We start from the raw sequence: 18370 nt of genomic DNA on the forward strand, positions 1-18370 counted from the left end.
AAAGTGCTGTGGCAGTTGTCAGTTCGGCTCGGGGTAACTGACGCCGGTGAGTTGTTCGGAAATCTCCCACAGTCGTCGGCTGTCGTCGTCGTTTTTCGCGTTCGCGGGCACCTTGGCCGGCGCCACGCCGCCGCCGGCCAGCTCGTAGAAGCCGCGGGGCCCGTAGAACGCGCCGCCCTCGGCGTGCGGCGCGGCCGCCGCGTACAGCGCGGGCAGGATCCCCTCGTCGATCTCCTGCCACAGGAACGGCGTGAAGCGCCACGACAGCTTGTACAGCCGCTCCATCAGCGCCGGCTTTTCGCGGCCATGCGACGGGCCGGCGATCTGCAGATTGGTCTTCGTCAGGCCGGGGTGGGCGGCGTTGGACACGATGCCCCAGCCGCCCGCACGGCTGCGCTTGTCCAGCTCGCGAGCGAACATCAACACCGCCAGCTTCGACTGCCCGTAGGCCGGCATCGCCGAATACGACTTTTCGAACTGCAGGTCGTCGAAGTGGATCTTGCCGCTTTGGCGGGCCGCGAGGCTGCTCAGCGAGACGACGCGGGGTTTTTGGGCGGCGCGCAACAGCGGCAGCACGTGGCCGGTCAGCGCGAAATGCCCGAGATGGTTGCTGCCGAACTGCAATTCGAAGCCGTCCTCGGTGGTGTCGCGTTCCGGGGGCGTCATCACCCCGGCGTTGTTGATCAGGATGTCGATCGGGCGGCCCTCGGCGTTGAGTTGTTCGCCCAACGCGGCGACCGAGGCCAGCGACGACAGGTCGAGCGGCTTGATGGTCAATTTGGCGTCGGGAACCGTGGCGCGGATTTCTTCGATCGCCTTTTCCCCCTTGGCGCGGTTGCGGATCGCCATGACGACGTCGGCGCCGGCCGCGGACAGCCGCTTGGCCAGCCCGAACCCAAGGCCGCTGTTGGCTCCGGTGACGATCGCCAGCTTCCCCGACAGGTCTGGCACGGTGGCGACGAGATCGTTGGCCATGCGTATCACTCCTTGCTCTTCTTTGTCATGAGCCCCGTCTTAGTGTGCTCTTTGTGTCGCTGTGCCGACAGCGCGTTCGCGGCTGGGCCGCCGCGGTGGTCGCCGGTGCGCTGCCCGCGCTCGCCTTTCCCGCGCCGTCGTGGTGGTGGCTGGCCTGGTTCGGCGTGGTCCCACTGCTGTTGGTGGTGCGGGCGGCGCCGACGCCGTTTCAGGGGGCCGTGCGGGCCGGGTGCGGTCTTGGCGGGTTCGTGCTCGCCAACCAGTACTGGCTGGCGACCAGCATCGGCCCGCTGCTGATGGCGCTGGCGGTCGGACTCGGCGCACTGTGGGCGCCGTGGGGGTGGTTCGCGCATCGGCTGCTGTCGGCGCCCGTCTCCATCGGCCGCCTGGTTGCGGCGATGGGCGTGCTGCCCAGCGCATGGGTGGCGGCCGAGGCGGTGCGGTCGGTGCCCTGGCTGGGCGGCCCGTGGGCGTCGCTGGGCGCGTCGCAGTCCAGCCAGCCCGTCACGCTGGCGTCGGCGTCGCTGGGCGGGGTGTGGCTGACGAGTTTCCTTCTGGCTGCTTGCAATACCGCCATTGCCGGCGTGATCGTGCACCCTTTGGCTCTGGGCCGGCTCGCCTTGTCGGCCGCCGCGCTGGCGTGTGCGGCGCTGGGCCCGGCGTGGTACCTGTTGGGGCCCGCGCCGGTTGGCGGTCCGACGCTGCGGGTCGCGTTGGTGCAGCCCGGCGACTTCGCCGACTCCGGGGCCCGGCTGGCGGCCAGTGAGGCGCTGACGGCTGCTCTCGTCGGCCAGCGACTCGACCTGGTGGTCTGGGGCGAGAGCAGCGTGGGACAGGACCTCGCCAGCCATCCCGAGCTGCTGGCCCGGCTCGCCGAGCTGTCCCGACGGGTGGGCGCGGACCTGTTGGTCAACGTCGACGCGCCCGCTCCGGGCGGCGGGATCTCCAAGTCGGCGGTGCTGATCGGGGAGCGCGGAACGATGGGCAGCTACCGGAAGACCCGGCTGGTGCCGTTCGGCGAATACGTGCCGCTGCGACCGCTTTTCGGCTGGATCACCCGGCACAGCAAGGCCGCCGGCGAGGACCGGCAGCGCGGCACCGGGCCAGTGGTGCTGCCCGTCGGCGCGGTGCTCATCGGGCCGTTGGTCAGCTACGAGGCTACCTTCTCCGACCTGGCCCGACGCGAGGCGCAGCTGGGCGCCGGGCTGCTGGTGTATCAGAGCTCCACCTCGTCGTTCCAGGGCAGCTGGGCGCAGCCGCAGCTGGCCGCCCAACCCGCGGTGCACGCCGTCGAGGTCGGCCGCCCGGCCGTGCACGCCGGATTGTCCGGGGACAGTTCGGCGTTCGACTCGCGCGGCCGCCGGCTGGCGTGGTGCCCGTCGGGCTTCCGGGGTGTGACCGTCGTCGGCGTCCCGCTGGAGTCGGCTGCCACGCCGTATCAAAGGCTGGGCGACTGGGTGCCGGTGGCGGCGTTCGTGGTCCTGGCCGTTGCGATCATTCGCTGGCACCGCGTGGCCCGCGGTGACACACTTCCTGGATGAGCAGCAGGCGGCTGGCCAAGGTTTCGCTGGCCGGCGCCATCGCGATGATGGTCGTGGCGGTGGTCGGTTTCATCGTCTCGCTGATGCTCAACGCCTTCGTCCTGGACAAGTACAACGCCTACGGCGAGGTCGCGATCCCCGGGTCGGGCAGCCTGTACCTGCCCGCCGGTGAGGTCACCATCAGCCTGCACACCGTGGTGATCGGCCGCCCGAACGGGGGCGGTCTGCCGGTGCCGCCCCTGGGGGTCACGATCTCGCCGCCCGACGGCGTGGCACAGCCGGCGGTCACCGAAAGCATCGGCAGCACAACGACTGTCAACAACGACGCGCATGTGCGGGTGTGGGTGGCTCAGGTCCCCTCCGCCGGCACCTACAACATCACCACCGACGGCAAGGTCAACGGCTACATCGACCCGCGGCTTGCCTTCGGCCACAAGAGTTCCTACGGCTTCCTGGTGTGGGTGTTCGTGGCCATGTTCGTTGTCGGCCTGGCGGATTCGATCTTGTCGGGCATGTGGCTGGCCCGCACCCGGCGCAGGGCGGCGGCGGCGTACGTGACGGGGCACGAGCCCACGGTGCTGTGAGCTAGCCTGGCCGCGAGCGAGCATGTCTGGACGGCGACACGCCGGTACGGCTGGCATTTTGCGCACGCTCGCGAGGGTCTGGACTCGCTTGCGTCCCAACGGCATTGAGGAACATGCTCGTGAATGCCGCACACACCTGTTCCGGATCGGGCATCTCCCAATCGGGCTGCCCGATGGCGGGCCGCATCAACACGTGGGCCATCAGAGGCCCGGTCAGTTGCTGCATCAACAGGGGGATCGGGATGTCGCGGATCGCACCCGCGGCCACCTGCCGCCGTAGCCATCCTCCGACCGTGACCACCGCCTGAGGAAAGTAGTCGGCAAAGACCTTGGCGGCGGCTCCATGCGGGCTCGCCAGCAGGTCGGCCAGCATCGCGGGGGCCACCCGCGGTTCGCGGGTCAGACCGACCGTCATCACCTCGTAAAAGCTCGCCACCGTGTCCTCGATGCGCGCGGTTTCGTCGGAAAACAGAACGGCCAGATCGCTCAGCGGACTGTAGCGCTGGTAAATCGCCGCGAACAATCGGTCGCGGGTGCCGAATATGCTCTGCAGGCTGGCCGTTGAGCAATGCGCCGACTCGGCAACGGATTCCAGCGTCACCGACGCGAGCCCGCGATCGCTGATCAACCGAGCCCCGGCTTCAATGGCGCGTTCGCGCACCGGCCGCCCACCGGGATCGACGCCGGCGTTGCGCACCGCCTCATCCAACGCCCGCCGAGATCCCCCGATCCTGCGCAGCAGCGTGCTGCGCGAGATTCCGGCCGACGCGGCGAGGGTGTCCACCGGCACCTCGGCCACCGGCCGGCCGCACCGCTCCGCCGCGCGGATCGCGGCGTCCACCAAGGCTGGCGGCACCCCGAATTCATTGCCTGTTGACATCTTACTAGGCATAAGACCTACTATAGTGTCAAGGTGTGGGCCCCGGAGAGGAATTGCGACCAAGATGCCCGGATATCTCGCCGCGTCAACGCTCGTGGTCTTGCTTGCCATAGTGATGACGAGAGTCATCCTGCTGCGCAGAACCGGCACGCAGGCAATGCATTTCGGGAACATCGACAAGACGGACTTTCTGATCCCGCCGGTAGCGCTGTTCTACTTCTACACGGTCTTCGCCGCCGCCTTCGACTGGCCGATCGTGAGCAGGCAGCGGTTCTTCCATTCGAACGCCGCGGCATGGGCAGGGGTTGCGCTATGCCTCGGCGGATTGGTGGTCCTGATGGCCAGCCTGGTCTCGTTCGGTCGGAGCTTTCGCGTCGGCATCGACGTTGACCACCCCGACGAATTGGTCACGACGGGCATCTTTTCGGTGAGCCGCAACCCGATCTATGTCGGCGGTGCGCTGATCCTGATCGGCGAGTTCCTCGCCTTTCCCAACTGGATACCCTTGGCCTACCTCGCCGGCGGGCTCGCGCTGTTTCACCGCCAGGTGCTGCGCGAGGAGGAGTTCATGCGCAACCATTACGGCCAGGAATACCTTCGATACTGCGAGCGCGTGAGGCGATATTTGTAAGCGCCGCGAGCGCGCCCATTTGTACAGCGACACGCCGGTACGGCTGGCATTTTGGGGACGCTCGCGAGCAACACCTAGTGGCCGCGGGCCACCCATTCCTCGTAGTGGACGATCTCGTCGCCGACGGTGGTGCTGTCGCCGTGGCCGGTGTGCACGACGGTCTCGCCGGGCAGCTTGCCGAGCCGCTCGGAGATCGACTGCAGGATCGTCGGGAAGTCGGAGAACGACCGACCCGTCGCGCCCGGGCCGCCGGAGAACAGCGTGTCGCCACTGAACACCACGCCCAGGTCGTGGGCGTACCAGCACACCGACCCGGGTGAGTGACCCGGGGTGTGCAGTGCCCGCAATTCCGTCCCGCCCACGCTCAGCGTCTCGCCGTCGGATATCGAGCGAAAGCCCTTGTCCGGGTGGGTCATTCGCCACAACACCTCGTCGGCGGGGTGCAGCAGCACCGGCGCGTCCAGCGTCGCGCCGAGTTCGGGCGCCACCGTCACGTGGTCGTTGTGACCGTGCGTGCACACGATTGCCACCACGTGGCGGCCAGCCACGGCGTCGATGATGGGCGCCGCGTCGTGGGCGGCGTCGAACACCACGACATTGGAATTGTCGCCGACGAGCCAGATGTTGTTGTCGACTTCCCAACTCCCGCCGTCGAGTTCGAAGGTTCCGTGCGTGACGACCCGATCGATCTCCACTACAACACCACCACCGAACGCAGCACCTTGCCCTCGTGCATCTTGTGGAATGCCTCCTCGATGTCGCCCAGCCCGATGCGCTCGGAGACGAACTGCTCCAACGGAAGCCGGCCCTGCAGGTAGAGGTCGATCAGGGCGGGGAAGTCGCGCTCGGGCAGGCAGTCGCCGTACCACGACGACTTCAGCGACCCGCCGTGGGAGAAGAAGTCCACCAGCGGCATGTCCAGGCGCATGTCGGGCGTGGGCACACCGACCAGCACCACGGTCCCGGCGAGGTCGCGCGCGTAGAAGGCCTGCTTCCATGTCTCGGGGCGGCCCACCGCGTCGATCACCACGTTGGCGCCGAAGCCGTCGGTGAGGTCCTGGATGGTCTTGACGACGTCGAGCTCGCGGGCGTTGACGGTGTGGGTGGCGCCGAACTTGCGCGCCCAGTCCAGCTTGCTGTTGTCGGTGTCGACGGCGATGATCCGCCGCGCGCCCACGAGCGCGGCCCCGGCGATCGCGGCGTCGCCCACGCCGCCGCAGCCGATCACCGCGACGGTGTCGTTGCGGTCGACCGCCCCGGTGTTGATCGCGGCGCCGATCCCGGCCATCACCCCGCAGCCCAGCAGGCCCGCGACGGCCGGGTCGGCGGCGGGGTCGACCTTGGTGCATTGACCCGCGGCCACCAGCGTCTTGTCCGCGAACGCGCCGATGCCCAGCGCCGGGGTGAGCTCGGTGCCGTCGGTCAGCGTCATCTTCTGCTCGGCGTTGAAGGTGTCGAAGCACAGTTGCGGCCGGCCGCGCTTGCAGGCCCGGCACTGGCCGCACACCGCGCGCCAATTCAGGATCACGAAGTCGCCCGGCTGCACCGCGGTCACGCCCGGCCCGACCGCCTCGACCGTGCCGGCGGCCTCGTGCCCGAGCAGGAATGGGTACTCGTCGTTGATGCCGCCCTCGCGGTAGGTCAGGTCGGTGTGGCACACCCCGCATGCGGTGATGTCGACGACGGCCTCGCCGGGCCCGGGGTCCGGGACGACGATGTCCACCAGCTCGACGGGTTCGCCCTTCTTGCGTGAAATCACTCCGCGCACTGTCTGACTCATGGGCTCCAACCTACGGTGTACCGTCGCTGACCATGACGGCACCCGAGACCGCCGAAACGCCCGAGGACTTCGCCGGACGAATGGCCGCGGCCATCGACGGCGCCAGCCTGACGATCCTGCTGAGCATCGGGCATCAGACCGGCCTGCTCGACACCATGGCCGGGCTGCCGCCCGCCACCAGCGCGCAGATCGCCGAGGCCGCCGGCCTCAACGAACGCTACGTGCGGGAGTGGCTGGCCGGCATGACCACCGGGCACGTGGTCGGCTACGACGCCGCCGCCGGCACCTACTCGCTGCCCGCCCACCGCGCGAGCGTGTTGACCCGGGGCGCCGGGCCGGACAACCTCGCCCTGGTCGCCCTGTTCGTCCCGCAACTGGGCGGCGTCGAGCAGAAAATCATCGGCTGCTTCCGAAACGGCGGCGGCCTGCCGTACAGCGAATTCCCGCGCTTCCACGCGCTGATGGCCGAGATGAGCTCCGCGGTGTTCGACGCCTCCCTCGTCGACGTCGTGTTGCCGTTGGTCGACGGCCTGCCCGAGCGCCTGCGGGCCGGAGCCGACGTCGCCGACTTCGGCTGCGGCAGCGGCCACGCGATAAACGTGATGGCACAGGCGTTTCCAGCCAGCCGGTTCACCGGCATCGACTTTTCCGAGGAGGCCATTGCCGTCGGCGCCCAGGAGGCGGCGCGGCTCGGCCTGAACAACGCGACCTTCGAGAGCCACAACCTGCCCGAGCTGGACAAGGCCTCAAAAACGGAGGTCTACGACGTCATCACCGCGTTCGACGCCATCCACGATCAGGCCCAGCCGGCGCGGGTGCTGGAAAACATCCATCGCGCGCTGCGGCCCGGCGGCGTGTTCCTGATGGCCGACATCAGGGCGTCCAGCCGGCTCGAGGACAACGTCGGCGTCCCGATGAGCACCTACCTGTACACGACCTCGCTGATGCACTGCATGACGGTGTCGCTGGCCGCCGACGGCGCCGGGCTGGGCGCGGCCTGGGGCACGCAGCTGGCCACCTCGATGCTCGCCGACGCGGGTTTCGGCGACGTGCGGGTGGCCGAGATCGAGTCGGACCCGCTGAACAACTACTACATCGCCAGGAAGTGATGGCGGAATCCCTGAAGGCCCTCGCCGACTGGCCGGTCCCGGCCGCCTCCGCCGCGGTGATCGGATCCGACGGGGTGCTGGCCACGCACGGCGACACCAAGCAGGCGTTCGCGCTGGCGTCGGTCACCAAACCGCTGGTCGCCCGGGCGGTGCACGTCGCGATCGAGGAGGGCGTCGTCGACTTGGACGCCCCCGCCGGCCCGCCGGGTTCCACGGTCCGCCACCTGCTGGCGCACGCGTCGGGCCTGGCGATGCTCAACGATCACGTGCTGGCCAAGCCCGGTACCCGGCGGATCTACTCCAACTACGGCTTCGCCGTGCTGGCCGAGACGGTGCAGCGGGAGTCGGGGATCGAGTTCGGCCGCTACCTGACCGAGGCGGTGTGCGAACCGCTGGGGATGGGGACGACGCGGCTGGACGGCGGGGCGGCGGCCGCGGGGTTCGGGGCGACATCCACCGTCGCCGACCTGGCCGCCTTCGCCGGCGACCTGCTCCGCCCGGTGACCGTGTCGGCGCAACTGCACGCCGAGGCGACGACGGTGCAATTTCCCGGCCTGGACGGTGTGCTGCCCGGATACGGGGTGCAGCGACCCAACGATTGGGGGCTGGGCTTCGAGATCAGGGACGCGAAATCGCCGCACTGGACGGGCGGGCGAAACTCGACGCGAACGTACGGCCATTTCGGCCAGGCGGGCGGTTTCATCTGGGCGGATCCCGACGCGGGGCTCGCGCTGGTGGCCCTCACAGACCGCGATTTCGGCGAGTGGGCGCTGGATTTGTGGCCGGCGATCTCTGACGCCGTGATCGCCGAATACACCGATTAGGCATCGAAGACTAGCGCAACACGGGTATCACAAGGCACAATAGACACGCAGGACACAAAATCATCAGCATTTCTGCCCGCGGATCCGCAGGTCGTTGGGGAAGACGTCCCTCGCGGAACCGAAGGAGCAGGAAATGCGTGCGTCGAATCAATTCGCCGACGTGACGGCTGGCGTGGTGTACATCCACGCCTCGCCCGCGGCGGTCTGCCCGCATGTCGAGTGGGCGCTGTCGTCGACCCTGCAGTCCAAGGCCAACCTGAAGTGGACCCCGCAGCCGGCGATGCCCGGCCAGCTGCGCGCGGTGACCAACTGGGTCGGGCCGGTGGGCACCGGCGCCCGATTGGCCAACGCGTTGCGCTCCTGGTCGGTGCTGCGGTTCGAGGTCACCGAGGACCCCAGCCCCGGGGTCGACGGCCAGCGATTCAGCCACACCCCGCAGCTCGGCCTGTGGAGCGGGTCGATGAGCGCCAACGGCGACATCATGGTCGGGGAGATGCGGCTGCGGGCACTGATGGCGCAGGGCGCCGACAGCCTGGCCGCCGAGCTGGACTCGGTGCTGGGGACGGCCTGGGACGAGGCGCTCGAGGTGTACCGCGACGGCGGCGACGCCGGTGAGGTGACCTGGCTCAGCCGGGGCGTCGGCTAGCTGTTGGTTGCGCGAGCAGACGCAAAAGCCCCCGAAAACGCCTGTTTTTGGGGGCTTTTGCGTCTGCTCGGCGGCGGTTAGACAACCGGCGGGCTCACCGGGGTCGCGGATACCGGCATCTCGAGGGTGCCCGCGCACGCGCCTCGGACGATGTCGATGTGAAACACGCCGGTCAGGGTGCCGTCGGGGCCGGGCGTCAGGGCGGTGATGGACCTCGCCGGGTCGTGTTCCACGCCGCCGCCGAGCATCGGGCAATCCCACGTCCGGTTGATCTGCTGCACCCACTGCGACCCGTTCCAGGCGAACTGGATCGATCGCTGCTCGTATGGGCTCTTGGGTGCCGGGGGGTTGTTGACCGTGGCGACGCAGACGCCCGTCGAGCAGCTCGACGTGAACGAGTAGCTGGCCCGCTGGGAGGTTTCGGGCTGGCGGGCGGCCACGCTGGTGCCAGTCTTCTGGTTGGCGGCGAAGGTCAGCAGGTAGGGCCCGTCCAGGGGCGAGGCCTGAACCGCGAACGCCGCGGGGGAAAGCCATACCGAGCAGCCCAGCGACGCGGCGCCCACGGCGATCAGCGCGGTCTTGCGGTGTCCCGACATCTTTCCCCTCCGTCCGGCGCCGCCCCCGTTGCGGCGCGTACGCCAAGATGTCGCGTTCGGTGCCCGATTCGTTACACCGCCGTGACTCTCAGCGGGCGGGGCGGAGGATCTGCAGCGCGGCGGGCACCGCGGAGATCTCGGCGGGCAGCGGGCAGGCGAAGTCGCCGTCGGCGTACACGTTGATGCCGGGGCACTCGACGTTGACCGACTTGGCGCGCGCCGTGCTCACCTCGTCGAGGTCGACGTGGGTGCCCTTCATGACGGTGGGGAATAGGCGCACCAGCTTGGTCCGGGACGCCGAGTGCGCCATGGTGATGTCGAGCAGGCCGTCGGTGGGGTCGGCGCGCGGGCAGATCAACAGCCCACCGCCGTAGCTGCGGGTGTTGCCGAACGCCGCGAGCGTGATGTCGGCGTCGATCTCTTTCGTGCCGTCGAGCACCAGCCGGAACGGCAGCATCCGCAGCTGCGACAGCTCGGCGAGCATCGCGATGTAGTAGCGCAGCCGCCCGTGCGGCCAGCTCATCCGGTTGGCGCGATCGGTCACCAGCGAATCGAATCCGGCCGCCGCCACGGTGCCGAACCACTTCTCGGATTTTTCAGGACCGTCGACCCACCGGATCCGGCCCAGGTCGATGGTTTCCGTCCAGCCGTCGGCGACGACGTCGGCGGCGGTCTCGGGATCCTTTGTCGGGATGGCGAATTCGCGCGCGTGGTCGTTGCCGGTGCCCGCCGGGATGATGCCCAGCGGAACGTCGGTGCCGGCCAGCACCTGCAGCGCGTTGGAGACAACGCCGTCGCCGCCTGTGACCATGACCGCGTCGGTGCCCCTTTCGAGTTCGGCGGCGACGAGGTGGCGCGCGTCTTGCGCGTCGTCGCCGATGATCTCGGTGACCTGCACGCCCCGGTCGTGCAGCCGGGCGATGGCGCGCTGCGCCGCGCGTATCGCGGCACCGTGACCCGACACCGGATTGGTCAGCGCGGTCACCTTGCCGATCTCGCGCATAGGCGGTGTCACGGAATCAGCTTGCCGGGGTTGAGGATTCCGGCCGGATCCAGTGTCGCCTTGACCGCCCGCAGCACCTGCACGCCGAGATCGCCCACCTCGTCGCGCATCCACGGCCGGTGGTCGGTGCCGACCGCGTGGTGGTGGGTGATGGTCGCGCCGTTGGCCATCATCGCGTCCGACGCCGCGGTCTTGGCCTTCTGCCACTGCTCGATCGGGTTGCCGCGTTGCCCCGCGACGACGGTGAAGTACAGCGACGCGCCGGTGGGGTAGACGTGCGAGATGTGGCACATCACCAGCGCCGGTGTGCCGGTTTCGGCCAGCGCGCCGGTGAGCGCCTCGGTGACGGCGGCCTTGAGCGCGGGGATGTTGGACCAATCGGTCGCGGTCTCGAGCGTCTCGCACAACGCGCCCGCCGACAGCAGCGAGTCGCGCAGGTACGGCGCGGCGAACCGGCCGCGCTCCCACGCCCGCGCGGGCGCCTCGCCCAGCGACGTGCCGCCGTGGGCCGCCAGCAACGCGCGGGTCTCGGCGTGCCGGCTTTCGACGTGTTCCGCGGTGCCCTCGAAGACGGTGATGCCCAGGCAGCCGCCGGTGATCTGGTTTTCACCGATCGACTCGGTGGTGGCGAGGTTGACCCCGGTCTCCGCCTCGTCGGAGAGCCGTATGACGGTGGGGCCGGTGGCATTCTGGGTGACCGCGCGCAGGGCCGCGGCCCCGGTCGCGAAATCGGGGAACGACCACGCCTCGTAGCGCGCGGCCTCGGGAATGCGGTGCACGCGCAGCCGCACCTGGGTGATGACGCCGAGGGTGCCCTCCGAGCCGATCAGCAGCTGACGAAGGTCTGGACCCGCGGCCGACTCCGGTGCGCGGCCGAGCTCCAGGATGCCGACGGGCGTGATCACCCGCAGCCCGCGAACCATGTCGTTGAACCGGCCGTAGCCCGCCGAGTCCTGGCCGGACGACCGGGTGGCCGCGAAGCCGCCGATGGTCGCGTACTCGAAGCTCTGCGGGAAATGCCCGAGCGAGAAACCGCGTTCGCCGAGCAGGCGTTCGGCGGCCGGGCCGGTGACGCCGGCGCCGAACACGGCCTGGCCGGAGATCTCGTCGAGGGAGACGAGCCGGTCGAAGCGGCGCAAGTCGAGTGACACCACCGCGGTGAAGCCGTCGCGGCTGGGGTTCACACCGCCGGTGACGCTGGTGCCGCCGCCGAACGGGACGACGGCGATGCGCTGCTCCGAACAGTAGCGCAGGATCGCGGCCACGGCGTCGTCGTCGCCGGGCAGCAGGATCGCGTCGGGCGCGTCCTGGACACCGGTGTCCTTGCGCCGCAGCAGGTCGATCGTGGACTTGCCGCCGGCGTGCAGCAGCCGGTCGCGGTCGGTGGTGCGGCAGTAGTCGTCGCCGACGATCGCGGCCAGGGCGTCGCGGTCCGTTTCGGACAGGGCCGACGGGCGCAGCTTGACGTCATCGGCATCGAGTTCGGCCTGTGCCGAATCGTCCAGTCCCACAGCCTGTTTCAGCAGGGCGCGGATCCCCTCGGACAGCGGCTTGGCCGCGGCGGGATCTCCCCACGCGTTCCATTTCATCGGCGGGAGGAGTTCCTCGGCGTGCGTCATGCGTTACAGTATTACACATGCTGTCAATCAGTAATGCCACCGCGGATACCGGGGAACGGATCCTGGCGGCGGCCGCCAGCTGCGTGGTCGATTTCGGGGTGGACCGGGTGACCCTGGCCGAGATTGCCCGCCGCGCGGGCGTGAGCCGGCCGACCGTGTACCGCCGCTGGCCGGACACCCGGTCGATCGTCGCGGCCCTGTTGACCCGTCACATCACCGACGTGATGCGCGACGCGCCGCTGCTCGGCGACGACCGGGAATCCCTTGTGCGACAGATCGTTACGGTGGCTAACCTGCTGCGCCGCGATGAGCTGGTCATGTCGGTGATGCATTCGGAGCTGGCGCCGATCTACATCACCGAACGCCTGGGGTCCAGCCAGCAGATGCTGATCGACGCCCTTGCCGACCGGTTGCGGGTCGCCCAGCGCCACGGCAGCGTCCGCGCCGGCGACCCGCTGCAGATGGCGACCATGGTGCTGCTGATCGCCCAGTCGACCATCCAGTCGGAACGGATCGTCCGGCCGATACTCGACGCCGACGCGCTGACCGCCGAGCTCACCTACTCGCTGAACGGATACCTGTCGTGACGGCCCCGACCTCCCCGAGCGCCCTGAACGCCGCGCGCCGCGGGGCCGACCTGAGCGCCCTCGCCGACGGCGAGCCGCTGGACGTCCTGGTGATCGGGGGCGGCATCACCGGAGCCGGGATCGCCCTGGACGCGGCCGCGCGGGGCCTGCGGGTGGCGCTGGTGGAAAAGCACGACCTGGCGTTCGGCACCAGCCGCTGGAGTTCCAAGCTGGTGCACGGTGGCCTGCGGTACCTGGCGACGGGCAACGTCGGGATCGCCCGGCGCAGCGCCATCGAGCGCGGAATCCTGATGACGCGCAACGCCCCTCACCTCGTGCGGGCGATGCCGCAGCTGGTTCCGCTGCTGCCGTCGATGAGCCGTTCGAAACGGGCCCTGGTGCGCGCGGGATTCCTCGCCGGCGATGCGCTGCGGATGCTCGCGGGCACGCCGTCGTCGGTGTTGCCCCGCTCCGGTCGGGTTTCGGCCGACCGCGTGGTGCAGATGGCCCCGACGGTCCGGTGCGACGGCCTGGACGGCGGCCTGCTCGCCTACGACGGGCAATTGATCGACGACGCCCGACTGGTCACCGCCGTCGCGCGCACCGCCGCGCAGCACGGAGCCCGAATCCTCACCTACGTCGCGGCCTCCGAGGCCACCGGCGGCTCGGCGCGACTGACCGACCAACGCACCGGCGAGTCGTTCGACGTGTCGGCCGGCGCCGTCGTCAACGCGGCCGGGGTGTGGGCGGGTGAGATCGACGGATCGTTGCGGTTGCGGCCCAGCCGTGGGACGCACCTGGTGTTCGACGCTCGTGCGTTCGGCAATCCGGTTGCGGCGCTGACGATTCCGATTCCCGGCGAGCTCAACCGCTTCGTGTTCGCCATGCCCGAGCAGCTGGGCCGCGTGTACCTCGGGTTGACCGACGAGGACGCGCCCGGCCCGATTCCCGATGTGCCACAGCCTTCTTCGGGGGAGATCACCTTCCTGTTGGACACGGTGAACACCGCGCTGGGCAGCGCGCTGCGGGAGAGCGATGTCGTCGGCGCCTACGCGGGTCTGCGGCCGCTGATCGACACCGGGGAGGGCCGCACCGCCGACGTCTCGCGCGAGCACGCCGTCGTCGAATCATCCTCGGGCGTCATCAGCGTGATCGGCGGCAAGCTGACCGAATACCGTTACATGGCAGAGGATGTGCTGGATCGTGCGGTCGAACTTCGACGGTTGAATGCCGGGCGATGCCGAACGCGCGACCTGCCGCTGGTCGGCGCGCCGGCCAACCCGGGTTCGACGGTGCCGCCCATGGCCGGCCTGCCCGAGTCGCTGGTCCTGCGGTACGGGGCCGAGGCGGCCCACGTCATCGCCGCGTCAACGTGCGAGCGGCCCGGCGACCCGGTGGCCGACGGGATCGACGTGACCCGCGCGGAGTTCGAATACGCGGTGACCCACGAGGGCGCGCTGAGCGTCGACGACATCCTCGACCGGCGGACCCGCATCGGCCTGGTGCCGCGCGACCGCGAGCGGGTGGTGTCCGTGGCCGAGGAGTTTCTGGCCCGCCTCGGCTAGGGCGGCCGACCGATGTCCTCACGCCACAGGTCGGGGTGCTCGGCGACGAAGGCCGACATCAGCGCCACGCAGCGCGGGTCGTCGAGCACGGTGACGCTCACCCCGTTTTCAGCAAGCCACTCGTGCCCGCCGCTGAACGTTCGGGATTCGCCGACCAGCAGCGAGCCGATGCCGAACTGTCGCACCAGGCCGCTGCAGTACCAGCACGGCGACAGCGTGGTCACCATGACCGTGGACCGGTAGTCCAGCTGCCGGCCGGCCGCGCGGAACGCGTCGACCTCGGCGTGCAGCGACGGATCCCCTTGTTGCACACGGCGATTGCGGCCCCGCCCGAGCAAGACCCCGTCGGCGGTGAACAGCGCCGCCCCGATCGGGATGCCGCCCTCCGCGAGCCCGGCCCGCGCCTCCTCGAACGCGACGTCCATCATCGCCGAGGGAGTGCGACCGCTGCTCACGCAGCAATCTTGCACGACTTCGGATTGTGATAGGCAGTTGCAAATAGTATGATCTGTCAGTATGCAGATCCGCGTTTCCGTCCTCATCGTCGGCGCCGGCGCCGGCGGGCTGGCCACGTCGGCGCTGCTGGCCAAGCACGGCGTTCGTTCGCTGCTGATCGAAAGGCGCCGCGAGGTCTTCATCTACCCGAAGGCCCGAAACCTCAGCTTCCGCAGCCTGGAGATCCTGCGCGCCCTGGGTCTGAGCGACGAGGTCCACGCCGTCGCCAAAGGCGTGTCCGCGATGGTGGTCAAGCCGACGCTGAACAGCGCCGACGAAGCGCCGGCCATGGACATCGACGCCATCTTCGCGCCCTTCGCCGGGCTGAGCCCCGAACCGCCCGCACAGTATTGCCCGCAGAGCAGGCTGGAACCGATGCTGCTGGCCGAAACGCGGCGGCAGGGTAGCGAGGTTCGGTACGGGACGGAGCTGGTGTCGTTCGAGCAGGACGACGCCGGGGTGACAGCGGTTGTGCGCGACCGGGATTCGGGGCGGACCGAAAGCGTGCGCGCCGACTATCTGGTTGCCGCCGATGGCGTGCACAGTCCGATCCGGAACCGGCTGGGCGTGAGCACTTCGGGATACGGCGCGTTGCCGATCTTTGTCATCTTCGTCTACTTCAAGGCGCCGTGGCGAAAGTTCGTCCCGGACCTGAACGACGGGGATGGCGTGCAAGTCAAAAACGCTGACGTGGAGGGGATCTTCCTGGTGGCCGAGGGCGACCTCGGCATGTTCATCACCACGTACCTGCCGCGCGAGGGCGAATCGGCGGAGCAATTCACCCCGCGGCGTTGCGCCGAGCTGCTCGCCTGGGCCATCGGCGAGCGGATCGACACGCAGATCATCGAAGTGGCCTCGTGGCAACCCTACGAGCGGGTGGCCGACCAATTCCAGTGCGGGCGAGTCTTTCTCGTCGGCGACGCCGCCCACACCATGCCGCCGTTCAAGGCCGGCGGCGCCAACACCGCCATCCAGAGCGCGGACAACCTGGCGTGGAAGCTCGCCGCCGTTCTGAACGGCCCGGCCCGGCCCGCGCTGCTGGGCACCTACCACGCCGAGCGACATCCCGTCGGGCGTTTCAACGCCCACCAGTCGCTCACCGGGCCGTCGCTTGCGCTCCTGCGGCTGGACGACGACCGACCGCAGTTGTCGCCGGAGGAGGAGGCGCCGATGTTCGCCTTGGTGGCCGGCTACCAATACCGCTCGGCCGCCGTGGTTTCCGGGGAACCCCCGCCCGCGGATCCGGACGCCGTGTCGTTGGTGGAGGAGTTGCGCGGCCAGCCCGGCACCCGCGTTCCGCACGTGTGGATCCGGGAGCGCGTTTCGACGCTCGATCTGCTGGGCCCCGGATTCACCGTGCTCACCGGAGACGAGCGATGGCGCTCGGCCGCCAGTTCGGCGGCGGCCGCCCTGAACGTTCCGGTCACCGCCCATCGCATCGACGACGAAGCATGGGGCACCGCCACCGGACTCGCTCCCGATGGCGCGCTTCTGGTCCGCCCGGACGCCTTCGTCGGCTGGCGCGCCGAGCGACTGCCCACCGACCCCGAAGGCGAACTCCGCCACGCGCTTTCGGCGATTCTGTGCCGCTGACGCTCGCCGGGAAAGGCGCCGGCGATCGCGGGTCATCCCCGCTGCTACAGTCGGAAGTACTGTGAATTTCGGGGGCTCTGGCGAACATTCACGACGGTTAGGCTGCCGGTCGGCCACTGCCGTCGTTGCTGTGCTGTCTCTTTTCGCTGCTGTTCTCGGCTGCTGGGTTTTGCACACTGACGTCGCGAACGATGCCGCGCAGTCGATGTCCGCAACGTCACAGGGCGTCCTGGATCCCGACCCGGTGCATCCCCATGACGTCTCCGCCCGGGTGAGCCGGCGGGACCTGGGGACCACGTGGGACGACAAGGCGGCCAAGAGCACGGGATTCAAACACCATCGGGCAACGACCTGGTCGGTGTCCGAACCCCGTTGGTCCTGGTCGCCACCCTCGATCGAGCGGGTGGCCGGGGTGCACCGCAGGGACGACGCACGCTCGCGCGCACCCGCGACTGTCCTTGCCGGGCAAGATCTTTTGACCAAACTCTGCGTGGCCCGTCGCTGATCGGTCGCGCCCGGTTCTAACGCTGCGCTGCGGAAAAACGTCCCCAGCGCTCCTCTAATTCGCTTCTTGCGGAATCAACGCTGCTTCGTTGACGCGTGACCGCCGTCTGCTCACGAACAGCAAAGCTCAACCAGGCAAAGGAAATACGATGGATTTTGGGGCATTGCCACCCGAGATCAACTCCACTCGGATGTACATGGGTCCGGGAGCGGCGTCACTGCTGGCCGCTTCCGCCGCATGGGACACACTGGCCGGCGACCTGCACATCGCGGCCGGCGGTTGTCAGTCGGTGATCGCAAGCCTGACCCAAGAGTGGGCGGGCCCGTCGTCGGTGTCGATGGCCGCCGCGGTCGCGCCCTACCTGATGTGGATGAGGGCGACCGCCACGCAATGCGAGGCGGCGGCCAGCCAGGCCGCGGCGGCCGCGGCCGCCTATGAAACCGCCCACGCGATGACGGTGCCACCCCCGGCGGTCGCGGCCAACCGGGCTCGGTTGGCGACCTTGGTTGCGACCAATATCCTGGGCCAGAACACGCCCGCGATCATGGCCAACGAGGCGGAGTACGCCGAGATGTGGGCACAAGACGCCACGGCGATGTACGAGTACGCGGCGGGTTCGGCCGCCTCCTCGACGCTGACGGCCTTCACGCCGCCACCGCGGACGACCAACCCGAGTGGGCTTGGCGCCGGGGCCAAGGTCGGGGCCAGCGCCGGCGCGCACGCTCAGAGGGCGTCGACGCAACTCATGTCCGTCGTGCCGCAGGCGTTGCACGGGCTGACAACCCCGGGGTCGTCCACCGCGGGAACGATCGCCGCATCGGAAGCGTCCTCGGCGGCCTCGGCCCCAATCACCGCGCTTTCCAGCCTCACCGGCGTGTCGGGCAACGGGGCGTTGAAGGGCATCGGTAAGAGCGCCGGCGCGCTCGAAGGCGCCGCGACCGGCCTAACCGGCCTGAACGAAGGCGAACTGGGCTTGGTCGAGGACAGCGCGGGCCTCGGCATGGACGCGGTCGGTTTGGTGGGCTTGGACGGCGGTGGTGTCGGCCTGGACTTGCTCGGCGTGGGCCTCGACTTCACGGGCGCCGACGAGCTGAGCCAGTCGGGAGGCTTAGGAGGCTTGGGCGGCTTGGGGCACCTGGGCGGGCTGGGACCGTTGGGTGGCATCGGCGGAACCGCGCCGTCCGCGAGCCTCGGCCGAGCGGCGTCGCTGGGGACGCTGTCGGTACCGCCGAGTTGGGGCAACGCGCTGTCGGTGCCCGCGGCGGCGCCACTGCTCGACGCCAAAGCCATGCCGGTTGGGTCGGGCGGCGCGCTGCCGCCGGCGCCGAGCGCCACCACCGTGTCCAAGTTCCCGCTGGGCGGCATGATCGGGCGCCAGTCCGAGGGCGCCGTCCAGCGAATTGGGTTCCGCGCCTCGGTGATTCCGCATTCGCCCGGGGCCGGGTAGCGCCCGACGAC

19 protein-coding genes are annotated in these 18370 nt (G+C 69.5%); 11 read left to right on the forward strand and 8 right to left on the reverse strand.

Annotation, left to right across the window (positions count from 1 at the left end):
* Positions 1 to 18: 18 nt before the first annotated feature.
* A complete protein-coding gene (locus AC5Y6X_RS13705) occupies positions 19 to 975 on the reverse strand; it encodes an SDR family oxidoreductase (protein ID WP_499986939.1) in 957 nt (318 codons plus the stop codon).
* A gap of 95 nt (positions 976 to 1070) precedes the next feature.
* Between AC5Y6X_RS13705 and lnt the strand changes: the two genes are divergently transcribed.
* Both lnt and AC5Y6X_RS13715 read left to right on the forward strand, forming a co-directional pair.
* Entirely contained in the window at positions 1071 to 2516 is a 1446-nt protein-coding gene (gene lnt, locus AC5Y6X_RS13710) for an apolipoprotein N-acyltransferase (RefSeq protein ID WP_499987057.1), read from the forward strand.
* Positions 2513 to 3100 (forward strand): SHOCT domain-containing protein, encoded by a 588-nt coding sequence (locus AC5Y6X_RS13715; RefSeq protein ID WP_499986940.1) that lies wholly within the window; start codon positions 2513 to 2515, stop codon positions 3098 to 3100. Before lnt ends, AC5Y6X_RS13715 begins: the two co-directional genes overlap by 4 nt.
* 1 nt (position 3101) lies before the next feature.
* On the opposite strand, the gene AC5Y6X_RS13720 is transcribed toward AC5Y6X_RS13715, so the two are convergent.
* Positions 3102 to 3941: a TetR/AcrR family transcriptional regulator gene (locus tag AC5Y6X_RS13720; protein WP_499986941.1), complete on the reverse strand. Its 840-nt coding sequence runs from the start codon at positions 3939 to 3941 to the stop codon at positions 3102 to 3104.
* Positions 3942 to 4044: 103 nt separating this feature from the next.
* On the opposite strand from AC5Y6X_RS13720, the gene AC5Y6X_RS13725 reads away from it, so the two are divergent.
* Complete coding sequence (locus AC5Y6X_RS13725; protein ID WP_324678952.1) at positions 4045 to 4611, forward strand: methyltransferase family protein; 567 nt, start codon at positions 4045 to 4047, stop codon at positions 4609 to 4611.
* 74 nt (positions 4612 to 4685) lie between these two features.
* Here the strand turns inward: AC5Y6X_RS13725 and AC5Y6X_RS13730 are convergent, their stop codons facing one another.
* Both AC5Y6X_RS13730 and AC5Y6X_RS13735 read right to left on the reverse strand, forming a co-directional pair.
* Positions 4686 to 5306 carry an MBL fold metallo-hydrolase gene (locus AC5Y6X_RS13730; RefSeq protein WP_499986942.1) on the reverse strand — a complete coding sequence of 207 codons (621 nt, stop codon included), beginning with the start codon at positions 5304 to 5306 and terminating at the stop codon, positions 4686 to 4688.
* Entirely contained in the window at positions 5306 to 6391 is a 1086-nt protein-coding gene (locus AC5Y6X_RS13735; protein ID WP_499986943.1) for an S-(hydroxymethyl)mycothiol dehydrogenase, read from the reverse strand. Before AC5Y6X_RS13735 ends, AC5Y6X_RS13730 begins: the two co-directional genes overlap by 1 nt.
* A gap of 32 nt (positions 6392 to 6423) precedes the next feature.
* On the opposite strand from AC5Y6X_RS13735, the gene AC5Y6X_RS13740 reads away from it, so the two are divergent.
* From AC5Y6X_RS13740 to AC5Y6X_RS13750, 3 genes are all read left to right on the forward strand, one after another.
* Complete coding sequence (locus tag AC5Y6X_RS13740; protein ID WP_499986944.1) at positions 6424 to 7500, forward strand: class I SAM-dependent methyltransferase; 1077 nt, start codon at positions 6424 to 6426, stop codon at positions 7498 to 7500.
* Entirely contained in the window at positions 7500 to 8324 is an 825-nt protein-coding gene (locus AC5Y6X_RS13745) for a serine hydrolase domain-containing protein (RefSeq protein WP_499986945.1), read from the forward strand. Before AC5Y6X_RS13740 ends, AC5Y6X_RS13745 begins: the two co-directional genes overlap by 1 nt.
* A gap of 133 nt (positions 8325 to 8457) precedes the next feature.
* Entirely contained in the window at positions 8458 to 8970 is a 513-nt protein-coding gene (locus AC5Y6X_RS13750; protein ID WP_324678942.1) for a DUF3145 domain-containing protein, read from the forward strand.
* Between the two features lie 77 nt (positions 8971 to 9047).
* Here the strand turns inward: AC5Y6X_RS13750 and AC5Y6X_RS13755 are convergent, their stop codons facing one another.
* The 3 genes from AC5Y6X_RS13755 to AC5Y6X_RS13765 form a co-directional block, all read right to left on the reverse strand.
* Complete coding sequence (locus AC5Y6X_RS13755; RefSeq protein WP_499986946.1) at positions 9048 to 9566, reverse strand: Rv2253 family sensor-like surface protein; 519 nt, start codon at positions 9564 to 9566, stop codon at positions 9048 to 9050.
* Positions 9567 to 9654: 88 nt separating this feature from the next.
* A complete protein-coding gene (locus AC5Y6X_RS13760) occupies positions 9655 to 10569 on the reverse strand; it encodes a diacylglycerol kinase (protein ID WP_499987058.1) in 915 nt (304 codons plus the stop codon).
* An 8-nt stretch (positions 10570 to 10577) separates the two neighbouring features.
* On the reverse strand, positions 10578 to 12158 hold the full coding sequence (locus AC5Y6X_RS13765; protein ID WP_499987059.1) for an FAD-binding oxidoreductase: 1581 nt from the start codon (positions 12156 to 12158) through the stop codon (positions 10578 to 10580).
* Between the two features lie 47 nt (positions 12159 to 12205).
* Here AC5Y6X_RS13765 and AC5Y6X_RS13770 point away from each other — a divergent pair, with 47 nt between their 5' ends.
* Together AC5Y6X_RS13770 and AC5Y6X_RS13775 are read left to right on the forward strand one after the other, a co-directional pair.
* On the forward strand, positions 12206 to 12775 hold the full coding sequence (locus AC5Y6X_RS13770; RefSeq protein WP_499986947.1) for a TetR/AcrR family transcriptional regulator: 570 nt from the start codon (positions 12206 to 12208) through the stop codon (positions 12773 to 12775).
* A complete protein-coding gene (locus AC5Y6X_RS13775) occupies positions 12772 to 14319 on the forward strand; it encodes a glycerol-3-phosphate dehydrogenase/oxidase (RefSeq protein ID WP_499986948.1) in 1548 nt (515 codons plus the stop codon). The genes AC5Y6X_RS13770 and AC5Y6X_RS13775 overlap by 4 nt, the downstream gene beginning before the upstream one ends.
* On the opposite strand, the gene AC5Y6X_RS13780 is transcribed toward AC5Y6X_RS13775, so the two are convergent.
* Positions 14316 to 14747 (reverse strand): nucleoside deaminase, encoded by a 432-nt coding sequence (locus tag AC5Y6X_RS13780; RefSeq protein WP_324679232.1) that lies wholly within the window; start codon positions 14745 to 14747, stop codon positions 14316 to 14318. The two genes, AC5Y6X_RS13775 and AC5Y6X_RS13780, sit on opposite strands and share 4 nt — an antisense overlap.
* An 88-nt stretch (positions 14748 to 14835) precedes the next feature.
* Between AC5Y6X_RS13780 and AC5Y6X_RS13785 the strand changes: the two genes are divergently transcribed.
* The 3 genes from AC5Y6X_RS13785 to AC5Y6X_RS13795 all read left to right on the forward strand — a co-directional run bounded on the left by AC5Y6X_RS13785 (position 14836) and on the right by AC5Y6X_RS13795 (position 18359).
* Positions 14836 to 16407, forward strand: coding sequence for an FAD-dependent monooxygenase (locus tag AC5Y6X_RS13785; RefSeq protein WP_499986949.1), 1572 nt, complete (start codon positions 14836 to 14838; stop codon positions 16405 to 16407).
* 205 nt (positions 16408 to 16612) lie between these two features.
* Positions 16613 to 16912, forward strand: coding sequence for a hypothetical protein (locus AC5Y6X_RS13790; protein WP_499986950.1), 300 nt, complete (start codon positions 16613 to 16615; stop codon positions 16910 to 16912).
* Between the two features lie 148 nt (positions 16913 to 17060).
* Entirely contained in the window at positions 17061 to 18359 is a 1299-nt protein-coding gene (locus tag AC5Y6X_RS13795; RefSeq protein WP_499986951.1) for a PPE family protein, read from the forward strand.
* The last annotated feature ends 11 nt before the right edge of the window (positions 18360 to 18370 follow it).

It is taken from the genome of Mycobacterium sp. NGS26 (assembly GCF_059813025.1).